The sequence below is a fragment of the Micromonospora pattaloongensis genome, from assembly GCF_900107255.1.
GTDB lineage: Bacteria > Actinomycetota > Actinomycetes > Mycobacteriales > Micromonosporaceae > Micromonospora_I > Micromonospora_I pattaloongensis.
The window spans coordinates 160,644-173,356 of the sequence record NZ_FNPH01000003.1 but is presented as its reverse complement, the minus strand read 5'-3'; the positions used below and the strand labels follow the sequence as shown (position 1 = coordinate 173,356).

The 12,713-nt window shown below is 67.8% G+C and carries 11 protein-coding genes; 3 read left to right on the top strand and 8 right to left on the bottom strand.

Annotated elements, in window-relative coordinates:
• Positions 1-95: 95 nt before the first annotated feature.
• From darG to BLW47_RS10200, 3 genes are read right to left on the bottom strand one after another with little or no spacing between them, the layout of a single operon-like run.
• Positions 96-1,172: a type II toxin-antitoxin system antitoxin DNA ADP-ribosyl glycohydrolase DarG gene (gene darG / locus BLW47_RS10210; protein WP_091554924.1), complete on the bottom strand. Its 1,077-nt coding sequence runs from the start codon at positions 1,170-1,172 to the stop codon at positions 96-98.
• Positions 1,169-1,858, bottom strand: a complete 690-nt coding sequence (darT, locus tag BLW47_RS10205; RefSeq protein WP_091554922.1) for a type II toxin-antitoxin system toxin DNA ADP-ribosyl transferase DarT — start codon at positions 1,856-1,858, stop codon at positions 1,169-1,171. The genes darG and darT overlap by 4 nt, the downstream gene beginning before the upstream one ends.
• A 3-nt stretch (positions 1,859-1,861) precedes the next feature.
• Positions 1,862-3,367, bottom strand: a complete 1,506-nt coding sequence (locus tag BLW47_RS10200) for a restriction endonuclease (protein WP_245736572.1) — start codon at positions 3,365-3,367, stop codon at positions 1,862-1,864.
• 394 nt (positions 3,368-3,761) lie between these two features.
• Between BLW47_RS10200 and BLW47_RS10195 the strand changes: the two genes are divergently transcribed.
• On the top strand, positions 3,762-5,102 hold the full coding sequence (locus tag BLW47_RS10195) for an AAA domain-containing protein (RefSeq protein WP_175543578.1): 1,341 nt from the start codon (positions 3,762-3,764) through the stop codon (positions 5,100-5,102).
• A gap of 67 nt (positions 5,103-5,169) precedes the next feature.
• On the opposite strand, the gene BLW47_RS10190 is transcribed toward BLW47_RS10195, so the two are convergent.
• The 3 genes from BLW47_RS10190 to BLW47_RS10180 form a co-directional block, all read right to left on the bottom strand.
• Positions 5,170-8,265 (bottom strand): DEAD/DEAH box helicase, encoded by a 3,096-nt coding sequence (locus BLW47_RS10190; protein ID WP_091554916.1) that lies wholly within the window; start codon positions 8,263-8,265, stop codon positions 5,170-5,172.
• 134 nt (positions 8,266-8,399) lie between these two features.
• The gene (locus BLW47_RS10185) at positions 8,400-8,873 is read right to left on the bottom strand and encodes an NUDIX domain-containing protein (RefSeq protein WP_091554914.1); all 474 of its coding nucleotides are present in this window, start codon (positions 8,871-8,873) and stop codon (positions 8,400-8,402) included.
• Positions 8,874-9,007: 134 nt separating this feature from the next.
• Positions 9,008-9,250 carry a GntR family transcriptional regulator gene (locus BLW47_RS10180; RefSeq protein WP_091554912.1) on the bottom strand — a complete coding sequence of 81 codons (243 nt, stop codon included), beginning with the start codon at positions 9,248-9,250 and terminating at the stop codon, positions 9,008-9,010.
• A gap of 254 nt (positions 9,251-9,504) precedes the next feature.
• On the opposite strand from BLW47_RS10180, the gene BLW47_RS10175 reads away from it, so the two are divergent.
• Complete coding sequence (locus BLW47_RS10175; protein WP_091554910.1) at positions 9,505-11,163, top strand: histidine kinase N-terminal 7TM domain-containing diguanylate cyclase; 1,659 nt, start codon at positions 9,505-9,507, stop codon at positions 11,161-11,163.
• On the opposite strand, the gene BLW47_RS10170 is transcribed toward BLW47_RS10175, so the two are convergent.
• Both BLW47_RS10170 and BLW47_RS10165 read right to left on the bottom strand, forming a co-directional pair.
• Positions 11,116-11,391, bottom strand: a complete 276-nt coding sequence (locus BLW47_RS10170; RefSeq protein ID WP_091554909.1) for a winged helix-turn-helix domain-containing protein — start codon at positions 11,389-11,391, stop codon at positions 11,116-11,118. The genes BLW47_RS10175 and BLW47_RS10170 overlap by 48 nt on opposite strands.
• Before the next feature lie 129 nt (positions 11,392-11,520).
• Positions 11,521-11,721 carry a winged helix-turn-helix domain-containing protein gene (locus tag BLW47_RS10165; RefSeq protein WP_091554907.1) on the bottom strand — a complete coding sequence of 67 codons (201 nt, stop codon included), beginning with the start codon at positions 11,719-11,721 and terminating at the stop codon, positions 11,521-11,523.
• A gap of 431 nt (positions 11,722-12,152) precedes the next feature.
• On the opposite strand from BLW47_RS10165, the gene BLW47_RS10160 reads away from it, so the two are divergent.
• Positions 12,153-12,440: a hypothetical protein gene (locus BLW47_RS10160; protein ID WP_091554905.1), complete on the top strand. Its 288-nt coding sequence runs from the start codon at positions 12,153-12,155 to the stop codon at positions 12,438-12,440.
• Positions 12,441-12,713: the final 273 nt, after the last annotated feature.

Genomic DNA, 12,713 nt, shown 5'->3' with positions numbered 1-12,713 from the left:
TCAACCGCCGCGCCGAACCGCCTTGATGGTCAAGTGCGGGTGATGGCGGATGACCCGAGAAGGATCTGGGGGCACATGCTCTGCCGAACTCGGCGCTAACGAACGGCGGCGGGGAGGAGGTCGGCGGCCGCGAGCCGCTGGAAGGCCATCTTGATGTGGTCCGGCGTGAACAGTCTCGCCTTCCGCCCGCTCCACGTCTGGACTCGTTCGATCAGCTCGTCGATGTCGGCGGTCGGCGGCTGGCGCTCAGCGGCGTAGTGCACGGTGGCGAGTAGTTCGAGACTGTAGGGAGTCTCGAACCCTTTGACGAGTCGAGCGAGCCGCTCAAGCGTCTCTTCAAATTCGGCATCGTGCGAGTCGAACCAGGCGTTCACGGCTTCGCTTGTTTCTGCCGTGACCTTGATGGGCCGTAGCTCTTCGACTCTGGCAGACCGGTCGCCGTGCCCCACGAGGTAGTGGCCTTCAAGCAGTTCCAGGACGTGGTTGAGGTTGTCCGCGTAAGGGCCGTATCGGCCGCGGCTGAATGAAAGTCGAAGTGGCTGGCCCAGAACCTGAAGGAAGTATGCGATCTTTTGGATCTCTAGTTCCGTCACGCCTTCTCTCGGCGCAAGAGTGCGCGCCTGTGCCAGAAAGCGCTCGATTGCCCGGAGCAGCAGAGCTCTTCCCGGAGTGAGAGGAGGTCGAGGTGTCGCGACGGGCATGTCCGCCGGGTCGGGCGCTCCCTCGGGTGGATAGACCAACACTCGGACGTCGGGAAGGTCGCGGAAGGTCTGCTCGATGAGTGGGCGCACCTCTTCCCAATCGAGTCCACCGTTCCCGCAGCCGAGGGCGGGGATCGCGACAGACTTGATATTCCGTTCGCGGATGACGCGAGCGAGATCGTGAAGGCCCGCCCTGATGTCGGTGAGTTTCGACTGTGACCGCCAGTGCCCCTTGGTGGGGAAGTTGATCACGTAGCGGCGAGGGCCTACCAGGGCTGAGTCGAAGACGAACATCTTGCCGAGCTTTATCTGGTCGGCTGCGCAGGCGGCACGGTAGGCCGTGTAGTTCGCGGGAAATGCCCGCTTGAACTGCAGCGCGATACCTTTGCCCATGACGCCGACGGTGTTGACGGTGTTGACGAGGGCTTCGGCCTCGGCGGTGAGCAGGTTGCCGTGACTCGTGATGATCATGTCTCCACCTCCCGTCGTCTGTACCCGTAGTACCAGTCGGGTCTGACATCAACGTAGACGTCGTTCGTGCCCGCCGCCGTCAGGACCTGCTGCAACTCATGTCTCCGCTCCCGCGTGCGGACGACATAGCCTGCCACAATCTCCAGCGGAAACTCCCGGTGAACCAGGAACTCAGCCATGCGGCGACGCTTGCGATCAGGATCTTCGTCCGTGCTCTTCCAAATCTTCTCCTGCATCAGGGGCCAGTCGATGAGCTTTGCGAGCTCCTCAACCGAGGACGAGAAGCGGGTGAGTGCGGAGGCGCAGTTGGCATCGCTGGCAACCCACGGCAGTCCCGCAGCCTCGACCCGATCCACTGAGCTGACCAGGTAGACCAACGGATCGTCCCCGCCTGGGTAGCGTCCCGGGACTCCGTCACGGTGATCGCACGCAATCTTGTACATCATGGGGGAACACGGTGCGAAGTAGAAGGGCACGTAGTCTGCCACTACGCCCCCCGGTCCGCATTCCACCGGTCGCGACCGCCGGTTGGCCTTTATCTCGACATCTCCGACATCGGTGACAAGGCATTCACCTACGAAGTTGTCGGCGACCAGCCTGCCCCTTGCCAGAATCGACGGAATGTTCCGGATATGCGTGAAGTGATAGATGAGAGCGCGTTCTGGTGGTCGAACCGTCTGCGGCATCGCTCAGTCCAGCTCGCTCGGGTCGATGCGCGCATTGACCTCCGCGTGCTCCGCGAGCAGGTAGAGCAGGTTCGACCCGTCGATTAGCTCCAGCGGCTTTCCCGACGCGAACTCGAAGGACGCCGGCCCGTAGCCGCTCGTGGTAACCAGGATGCCCTTGGAGGCGCCCTCGTTCTGGACCGTCCCGAACAGGTCGCGCACCGACGACACGTCGACGGTGTTGCGGTACCGCTTCGCCTGAATCACGACCTTGCCGCCGAAGATCGGCCGTGGGTCGAACGCCACGCAGTCCACGCCGCCGTCGCGCGACGGCCGGGTCTGCTTCGTGTCCAGCCCCATCTTGCTGAACAGGTTCTGGATGAGGCTCTCGAACTCGGTCGGGGTGAGCTTGAGCAGGTTGGGCCGCTGGTCGAGGTCCGCCAGGACGTCCACCTCGTCCACGAACCTCTTGTCGACCATGTCGAACTCCAGTACCGGGCGCACGGGCGCCAGTGCCTCCGGTCGCTTCGAGACGGCGGCGTTGAGGTGCTGGAGGCACGCGGCCGGGTCGACCTTGCTGAGGTTGAGCGCGGTGAAGGTTTCGCGGGTGGTCCGCAGCGTCACCAGACACGGCTGGACGGAGGCTCCGGTGCGAGGATCGGTAGTGTCGACGATGCCGTTGAACACCACCGTCTCGATCAGCCGCTCGCGGTCCGCTTCGAAGAGCTCGTGCACGGTACGCAATGTCACCTGCGTGACGACGTTCGTGTACCGCTCCTTGATTTCCTTGGCGGGGCGGGCCAGCGTCGTCACCTCGTCCCGCGACTTCACGTACCGGTACTCGCGCACACCCGGAATGACGTCGAGCGTCGGCAGGTGATATTCGACGACGAGCTGCCGCGACTCGGGCACGTACGCAAGGCGGTAGTGCTGGGGGAAGTCGTCCGGGTAGACGGAGTTGCCGAGCACCATCCCGAAGTAGTCCACGACCGCCGCGGGTTCGCGAGCCGCGACCGCCCCGGCAAACCGATCGATCTCGGCGTTGTGTGCGGCGACCTCCTCCGCGGCCTTCTCGCACTTCTTCTGATATCGGTGGTGCGCTGCCGTTAGCCGCCGTTGACGATCCGCTTCGGCCGCTTGGTGCTGTGCCTGCGCTTGAGCGAAGGCGTGTTGGGCGGCGGCGAACTGCTGTTGGTACTTCGCCTGCCCGCCAAACATCTTGCTCAGCATGCCCGGCGCGGGCGGCTCGAATTGCCGCCAGTCGGGTGGGGGAAGTGGCGTACCGAGATCGCCCGGGTTGAACGGTGGATGCGTGACGGACTTCTTCAGTCGAGCGAAGTCGATGTGGTCGTCGACCGCGAGGGTGGCGGCGAGCAGCGTTTCCAGCTCCTCCAGATGCGCCTGCAGGTCGGCGTTCTCTGCGGCGACCTCCGCGGCGCGTGCCTCGGCGTACAGCCGCTTCCGTTCTCGCTCGTTTGCCGCACTCGCCCGCTGTGCGGCCCGCATCGCGCGCTCTGCTTCGCGCCGCATCTGCTGGTGGTGACGCACGCTAGCGGCCTGGGCCCGTTGCTGCGCGCGTACCTGCCGCGCGTGTGCCCGCTGCATCTCCCGAATAAAGCCCATGAGGCGTCCTACTGATCGAGGGGTGGGGGAGCCGACACCATATCGACATTTGCCATGGCGGGTAACCCTGTGGCACGGCGATATCCCGCACGGTGACCGTCAGGGCGACTGTTTCGATCCGTTTGGGTAGCGAGCGGCGCCGATGGCCGGGTTGCTCCCGCTGTGATGTTTCGGCACGCTCGTCGGACGCCTGACGCTGTACGGACTGATCCGTCAGTTAAGCGTGCTGCACAGGCGTGATTGTGGCCCTCGCGGCCGGTAATGTGCCGGGAACCGTCGGCAAACAAGGGGAGGGGACCACGTGGCCGTTGGACTCACGTTGCCGCCCGCCGTCGAGGCCGAGCGGGTCGTCACCGCCGTGCTCGACGACCTCCGTTCCGGCGCTCACCGCGGGGTCGTGGTCGACTCCCCGCCGGGGGCCGGCAAGTCCACGCTCGTGGTCCGCGCGGCCGTCGAGCTGGCCGCCGCCGGCGAGTCGCTGATCATCATCGCCCAGACCAACGAGCAGGTCGACGACCTCATCGACCGGCTGGCCCAGAAAGCCCCCGAGCTGGCCATCGGCCGGCTGTCCGCCACGGACTACGTACCCTCGGAGCGGGTCTCCCGGCACGCGACCGTGACGGTCGCGGCGAAGGTCGCGGAGCTCGGTGGTGCGGCCGTCATCATCGGTACGGCGGCCAAGTGGGCGATGGTCTCGGACGGCTCGTGGCCGTGGGCGATCGTCGACGAGGCGTACCAGATGCGCTCCGATGCCCTGCTGCGCGTCGCCGGCCGGTTTGAGCGGGCGCTGTTCGTGGGGGACCCCGGCCAGCTCGACCCGTTCTCGACGGTGGAGACGTCGCGCTGGACCGGACTGACCTGGGATCCGATGCAGAGCGCGGTGGCGGTGCTGCTGCGGCACAACCCCGACCTGCCCGTGCACCGGCTGCCGGTGTCGTGGCGGCTCCCCGCGTCGGCGGCGCCGGTGATCGCGCAGGCGTTCTATCCGTTCACCGGCTTCCGGGCCGGGACGACGGCTGACGAGCGGTTGCTGCACCTGTCGGCTCCGGGTTCGGGAGACGCGGTGGACGCGGCGGTGGAGCTGGCTGCGTCGTCGGGGTGGGCGCTGTACGAGCTGCCCGCGCGGCACACGCTGCGCACCGACACCGAGGCGGCGTCGGCGTGCGCGGCGCTCGCGCTGCGGGTGCTGGAGCGGGGCACCGTGGCGGTGTCGTCGGGGGAGTCTGCGCCGGTGGACGCGTCGCGGATCGCTATCGGGGCGGCGCACCGCGACCAGGTCGCGGCGATCCGGGCGCGGCTCGGCGCGGCCGGCGAGGGCATCACGGTGGACACCGCCAACCGGTTGCAGGGTCGGGAGTACGACGTGACGGTGGTGCTGCACCCGTTGTCGGGGCGGCGCGACGCGACCGCGTTCCACCTGGAGTCGGGGCGGCTGTGCGTGCTGACGTCACGGCACCGGCACGCGTGCATCGTGGTGGCGCGAGAGGGGATCGCGGAGCTGCTGGACGCGCACCCATCGACCGAGCCCGTCCACCTCAACGTGCCCGTCAAGTTCCCCGACGGCTGGGAAGCGAACCAGTCGGTCTTGGCTCATATCGCGGCCATCAAGTCGACTCCCGTCCGGCTAAGTCACACGCTATGAAGCCATTGCCGCGCGTGCTGGCAGACGCGAAATCCCGACCGCAACCGCCGGAGCGACCCCCGCCCGGCTATGCGGCGGCGACCCGAGCGGCGTGAAAGACGTCGGCCGGAAGCGGGTTTTCCAGTCGCCATACGATCCGCATCGGCCGGTCCCCGCTGTGCTTCACGTATGTCATCGGTCCGGCGTACAGGTACGGCGGCGCCCCCAGGTCGCCGTCCGCCATCTTGGTTTCGCGTACGAAGAGGTGCACGGTCGAGCCGCGTGCCGCGTGGTTGATGTAGCGCTGGCCGGTCGGTGACGTCGACGCGGTCGTGCTCTGCGATTCCCACTGGAAGAGCTCCGGTGTGATCGCGCGGTCCTGGTACATCGTCGTCGCCGAATAGTGCGCCTCCGTCTTTACGAGCGTCACGAAGAACAGATCTGCTCGCTCGGACTCCACCCATTTCACGCCTTCGCGCAGCGCCGCCGGGTTCGGCACGCCGAACGCGGCGCACGCCTCGTCGCGGCTGTAGCGGGCGTGCACGCGCAGTGGCACCGTCGGCGACGGAAGGGGCCAGGTCACGCGCGGGATGCGCGCCCGCAGCACGTCGGCTACCTGGCTCAGCTCGCTGCACCGCGCCAGGTGTGCCCACAGCCGCGCCAACGATGACTCGACGTCGATGGGCGTCGAGCCGCCCCACAGCGCGTGGTGCAGCATGGCCAGCAGCCGCGGATCCTCCGGTCGCTCACCGCGCGCCACGTGTTGGAGTTGCTCAAGCCGGTCGGGGTCGTCAACGTGCAGCATCCGCCCGATCGCCGCGCCGATCGCCGCATCGTCCGCGCCGCCATCCGACGCGTCAAACCCGGCGCGCCGGCGCAGCCCCGACCAGCCCCCGACGTTCCTCCGCCGGTAGACGTCCTCGATCTCCAGCCCCGTCTCGGCAAGAAACTCGCCGAGCGTCACGTCGGCGCCGAGCCGTCGCAACTCGGCGACCAGGTCCCGCGTACGCGTGGTCAGCGCGCTTTGCAGGTTGGCCAGCACCACGTCCTTCGCGACCCGGTCGAGTTCGATGTGACAGCCGCTCGGCAGCGTCGGGAAGTCGTCGGCCACGGCGTGGGCCAGCGCGCGCCGGCTCGTGCCGGTGAGCGCGCGGAACCGCAGGTCGAAGCGGAATTCGGCGTGCTGGGCGCCGATGAAGTCGAGGACGGTCAGGCAGGGCTTGTCGTCGGCGAGCCGCAGCCCGCGGCCGAGCTGCTGCAGGAAGATCGTGGCGCTTTCGGTCGGCCGCAGCAGCAGGATGGTGTCTACGGTGGGCAGGTCGACGCCCTCGTTGAAGAGGTCGACGGTGCAGAGCGCCTGCACGCGTCCGGCTGCCAATGCCTCGACTGCGGCCCGCCGGTCGACGCCCCCCGGGCGGGACGTGACCGCCTGCGCCGCGATCCCTTCCCGCCGGAACCGGTCGGCCATGAACTCCGCGTGCGCAATGTCGACGCAGAACACGAGAGCCCGCATCCGGCGTACGTCGACCTTGTCGCGCAGTTGCTGCAGGATGATCCTCGCGCGGGCGTCGTTGCCGGTGTAGAGGTTGCTCAGCTCCGCCTGGTCGTAGCCTCGCCCGCGCGTCCACCGCACCCGCGACACGTCGACGTCGTCGTGTAGCCCGAAGTACTGGAACGGCGCGAGCAGTTGCCGCTCCAGCGCCTCCCACAGGTGCAACTCCACGGCGGTGTGTCCGTCGAACCACTGCCGCACGTCCCGGCCGTCGGCGCGGTCGGGGGTGGCGGTGAGGCCGAGCAGCACGCGCGGTGTCAGGTGCCGCAGAAGCCGCGCGTACGTGGGCGCCTCGGCGTGGTGGAACTCGTCGACGATCACCATGTCGAAGTGGGCCGGGTCGAGGTCGCTCAGGTCGAGCCGGTTCAGCGACTGCACGGACGCGAACACATGGCGCCATTCGCGCGGCTTTTCGCCGGAGACCAGCGTCTCGCCGAAACTGCCGTCGCGGAGTACCTGCCGGAACACGGACCGGCTCTGCCGCAGGATCTGCTCTTGGTGCGCGACGAAGAGCAGCGTGCCGACCTTTCCGTCGCGCCGCAGTCGCCGGTAATCCAGCGCCGCCACCACGGTCTTGCCGGTGCCGGTCGCCATCACCACCAGGTTGCGGTGCCGGCCGTGCACCTTCCGCTCGGCGTCCAGGTCGTCGAGGATCTCTTGCTGGTACGGGTACGGTCGGACGTCCAGCGTCGTCAGCTCGATGGCGGTGTCGTCGAGGCCACCGCCGCCCCGCTCCGCCGACAGTGCCACCCGCAGCCGTTCGCGGCTGACCTCCGGGTCGTAGTCCTCGAACGCCGGATCTTCCCAGTAGTCCTCGAACGTCGCCTCGAACGTGTCGACCACGTCCGGCTGCTCGATGGCCGACAGCCGTACGTTCCACTCGACCCCGTCGAGCAGTGCCGTGCGTGACAGGTTCGACGATCCGACGTACGCGGTGGTGGCGCCCGTCGCTCGTCGGAACAGCCACGCCTTCGCGTGCAGCCGGGTCGTCTTCGTCTCGTACGAGACCTTGATTTTCGCTCCCCACCGTGCGAGCTGGTCGAGTGCCCGCTGGTCGGTGGCGCCGAGGTACGTGGTGGTGATGACCCGCATTCGGCAGCCGCGCGCGAGCAGCTGGGTGATCGGTCGCTCTAGCGTGCGAAGTCCGTGCCATTTGATGAACGCGCAGAGGAGGTCGACCTGGTCGGCGGAGGCCATCTCCTTGGCCACCTCGTGGCCGATCCGCGGCTGATTGCGCCCGTTGACGAGCAGCGCGCCGGTGCTCAGCGGAATCTCCGGCCGGGGCAGGGGAGTGATGGGTGCTGGCGGTGTGGGACGGTGCAGGATGGCCGTGAGGCGCTGCGCGGCCGCGACGTTGTCGTCGGCGTCAAGCACCCTGTCTGAGGCGTCGCGGATCGCGGCAGCGATGCGATTGGCGAGCTCGACTTGACCGGCGAGTCGCTGCGCGTCCGTCCCCGGAACCGCGCGGAGCGCACGCTTGGCGAGGGCCGCGACGTGCCGGGCGAGCAGCTCGTGCGCGTCGGTGGGATCCAGACCGGTCCGTTGGACGAGCTCGCCATCAATGCCCGAGAGCTGCTTCTCCAGCCCCTGCGTAACGAGTGTGTCGTACGCGCCGCGCGCAAGGTCGGTCACTCGCGCAAGCTACCGCCGTCGCGCCCATTAATCGATCACCCAAAGAGTCTGGTAACGCGATCCGTTGACGCACGCACCCGTCCTGGCCTTGAAACCTCGCTTCAATCGCCGGGTACCGAAAGCGTGATCTGGGGTCAGCCGATGAAGGGACCGATTCGGCGCTCAAGGTAGTGGCGGATGCGCAGCCGGACGGTTTCGTGTATCGGCAGCCGTTGTAGCTCCTCTGATGGGATGAAGCGAACGTCTGTCGACTCGTCGCTGACGGCTATGGCACCGCGGATGGGTCGAGCTATGAACGTGACGTTGAACTCTTGGCGTACCTCGCCGTCGGCGTACGCGATGACGTGATTCGGGTCGGTGTAGACGCCGAGAATGCCCGTCGTCTCGACGTCCAGGCCGGTCTCTTCCCTGACCTCCCGGACGACGGCATCAGCGAGCGTTTCCCCGATCTCCATCGTTCCGCCGGGTAGCGACCAGTTGCCGCTGTCGGCGCGTCGCTGCATCAGGATGCGCCCCTCGTCGTCTACCACCAGGGCTGATCCGCCCGGCACGATGGAGTTTGCCGCGGGCGCGTTGGGGTCGTTGTAGTAGTCCACCCGCCGGCTCATGCGTTGGTGCCCTCCATCGGCTGGACGGTAGCCCACACCTGCTCGAACTGCTCCGCGAAGCTCACGAAGATGCCGTAGGGGGAGAGTCCACTCGGTGTAGCGGCGGTGTGCGCCGGGGGCCCGCAGAGTCTCGCCTACGTCGTTGGCGAGCGGTCGGTGACGAAGACGCCCAGGCCTTGGTGGCCGTATAGCTCGCCGGTCTCGATCAAGATCGTGATGGCCTGGCGCACGGTCGACTGGCTGCCGACTTCGTACAGGTCGGCGAGCGCCTTCGTCGACGGCAGCTTGTGTCCGGGCGGCCACTCCCCAGAGGCGATGCGCTGCCTGATGTCGGCGATAATCCGCCGGTAGTGCGGCTCGAATCTCTGTGCGGGCATGCGAGGTTCTCTCAGCTAGGCCCACACATCTGATCACGGATCACCTCCGAACCTCAACGGCAACGTTGGCTTTACCAACAATGTCGGTACATCGCTGCGGATGCATCGCCTTCGCGCAACGGCGGCCGAGGTGGCGCCTGAGCTGTCACGTGCGCGCCGCGAGCATGGCGCGCCCCGGCGCACGGTCGTGATTGGCTCAGCTGGCGCTCGGCGCTGCCGATGCGGTAAAGGACGAGACTCGGAAGGGGGCGCGGATGGTGCGTTACCAACCGTTCGCGCTTCTATTCGGCATCGCCGCGTTCGGCTCGATCATCGCGACCGCGATCATGTGGCCGCGCCGTCGGCTGACGCCGGCCGCCGGGGCGATGACCGTGGCGATGGCCGGGCTGGCCTGGTGGTCGGCGACGAAGTGCCTTTCGGTGCTCGCCACCGACCTTGAGGTGAAGCTCGCGTTCGAGACGGCGATCTATCCCGGCGTCTGCGCGTGCGTCGCCGGCTTCTTCTGCTACGCGAAGGGCATGGCCGATCGGGCGTGGACACTGTCGCGTTCCGCGGCGTTTTTGCTGGCGATCGAGCCTGCGTTCGCGATCGTCACCGCCGCCACCAACACGTGGCACCGTGAGTTCTACGCCGGCGCCGTGCTCTCCGGCTCGCCGCCGCTGCTGGCGCCCCAGCCGGGGCCGGCGTTCTGGGTGCACACCATCTACAGCTACGTGCTGCTGGCCTGGGCGATGTTCGCGCTGGTGCGTGCCTGTCTGCAGGCTCCCCGGTCCTACCGGGGGCACTTCGTCTGGCCGCTGGTGGCCGTCGTGCCGCCGGTGATCGGCAACATCATCACCGTGTCGTACATGCCGCAGGGCAAGACCGTGGGCCTGACCCCGGTCTTCTTCTGTATTTCGGCCGGCGCGTGTTGCTGGGCGCTGCTCCGGGAGGCGTTGCCGGAGCTGGTCCCGGTTGCCGGCCGGCAGATCCTGGAGACGATCAGCGACGCGGTCATCGTGATCGACAGGTCCTCCCGGGTCCTCGACCTCAATCCCGCCGCCGATCGTCTGCTCCGGCGGCTCCAGCCCGACGCGCCCCCCAGCATCCTCGGCATGCAGGCCCGTGACGTGCTCAGCATTGACCGGGTGTTGTCGGCCGGATCGGACGCGGAGTACACCCTCACGGCCGCCGACGGGCAGCGGTTCGACCTCAACGTGCGGCACAGCGCGCTCTCCGACCGCGCCAACAGGGTGATCGGGTGGGTGCTGGTGGTGCATGACGTCACCGAGCGCAACCGTCAACGCCACGAGCTGCGGGCGGCCAACGACGAACTGCGTGAGCAGCTGCTCGCGGTGGAGCGGCTCCGCGCGGAGCTGGCCGAGCAGGCCAGCCGCGATTCGCTCACCGGGCTGCACAACCGGCGGTACCTGATCGGCGCGCTCGACCGCGAGGTGGCGCTGGCCGCCGCCGAACGCCGTCCGCTCAGCGTGGTCATGATCGATATTGACCATTTCAAGGGGATCAACGACCGCTTCGGGCATATTGCCGGTGACGAGGTGATCGCCACGACCGCCCAGCGCATCACCGCCCTCATCCAGGAGGGGGAGAGCGCGGTGCGCTACGGCGGGGAGGAGTTCTTCCTCGTGCTGCCCGGCTGCACCGCCGAGCAGGCGCGGCAGCGTGCGGAGACGATGCGGGAGGTCTGCGTCTCGTCGTCCTTCATCATCGGCGGGCAACCGTTGACCGTGACGATCAGCGGCGGCGTCGCGGAGTATCTGGGGTCGGAGAGCCCGGCGGCGCTGATCGAGGCGGCGGACCAGGCGCTCTATGTGGCGAAGAGCCTCGGACGCAACCGCATCGAGACCGCGCGGGCGACGGCCTCGTCATCGGACGGTCGGAAAACTTCGAGCGCGTGCCCTGGTGGTCTCTGACCGCTCGGCGCGATCTGCGACGAAGACGCCGCGACCCGGTGAGCCGATGACGACGCCGCGGTCCCGCAGCAGCGCCACGGCCCGAGCCGCCGTGGAGAACGACACGGAGTAGAGCTCGGCGAGCTTGGTGTAGGACGGCAGCTTGGTGCCGGGCTTGTACTCGCCGGCGTTGATCCGCGTCGCGATGTCTGCAGCGATGCCGGTATAGCTCAGCGGGATCGCAGGCATGACTGATCCTCCCGGGTTCGCCCGTGGCGGGAGCGCTGGGCAACGGTCGTGGCCACGTGGAGACGACACCGGGGCAGACCGGGTAGAGGGGCGGACGCCTTACGGCTCGGATCGGCCTGCGACGAACGTTCACTTGCCCTGCTGACCTTCCACCAGGCCCCGATCGCGGAGAATCCGCAGCGCTGCCTGGGCGGTCGAGACGCTCACGTTGTACTGCTCGGCGAGCTGGGCGTACGTGGGCAGCTTGTCGCCCGGCGTTAGCTCGCCGCTGTTGATCTGCTCGGTGATCGCGTTGACCACGCGCAGGTAGTCGGCAGTTCGGCTGGTCATGGTGGTGGAACTCCTCGCTCGGCTTATTGATTTGAGCACGAAGAGGAGGGGAGCTACAACAAGCATGTTGACTTAGGTAAGTAAGCCACCTAGCTTTGCCTCGTGGGACTCCTCGCTCGGCGGCTTGGAATCCCGCCCCTCGGGTGGATTCCCGGTCGGTGTCGGGGCTGCTCCTGGCAGGGGCGCCTCCCCAGCGCATCCCGTCCAGCAGGGCTGCCCCGGCATCTCAACCCCTGCACGTGTGACACCGACGAGGCGTGTCGAAGGGGCACGTCGAAACAGCAGACGCCCATCTCTCGCTGCGTCGATGACGGCGGGAGTCGTAAGCCGGCCCGGGGCGGGTGCTGGGCAACGGTCGTACCCACTGCGCAGCTGACCGACCCCGCCCGTCCCGGTGCCCCACTCGACCAGCCATCTCAACGGAGGCGCGTATGCAGCGCATCGTGCACATCAACGCGGCAGAGACGCTCGGCGAGATTCCGATACCCGTGCATGTGACCGCCGAGGATGAGCACTTCGCCGTGCTCGCGGTCGTGGTGCACGCGGCGGAGGAGTGGCCAGCCGGCCCGGTCTGCCGCAACGAGCGGGTGCCGCATCCGTGCCGGCTGCACCGCTGGGGCCGCGAGGTGCTGCGCCGGCGCGGTCTCTCCGACGCCCGCGTCGAGGAACTGGCGGCGCGCACCCGCGCCGACCTGTCGCGCCGCGGAGCCCGGCGATGAGCCGCGCGATCCGCGGCCCGAGGGTCTGCCGACCGGACGCCTTATCGTGCCGGCACAAAACCCGAGGTATTCCAGTTAAGGATCGTCCACACCCGACCGATACGCGAGCGATCGTCGCGATCGGCCGCTGGCTTGTGGCGATTTTTCCGCCTCATCCGGAAGGCCGAAGGATGGTGGAAGTTCCACCATCCGTTGCGCTGTCATCATTTGCGCCGCCGGCCGCCCGCGCGGCCATCGATGCTCGTATGGTGCGCGTAGTGAACGCGACGCCGC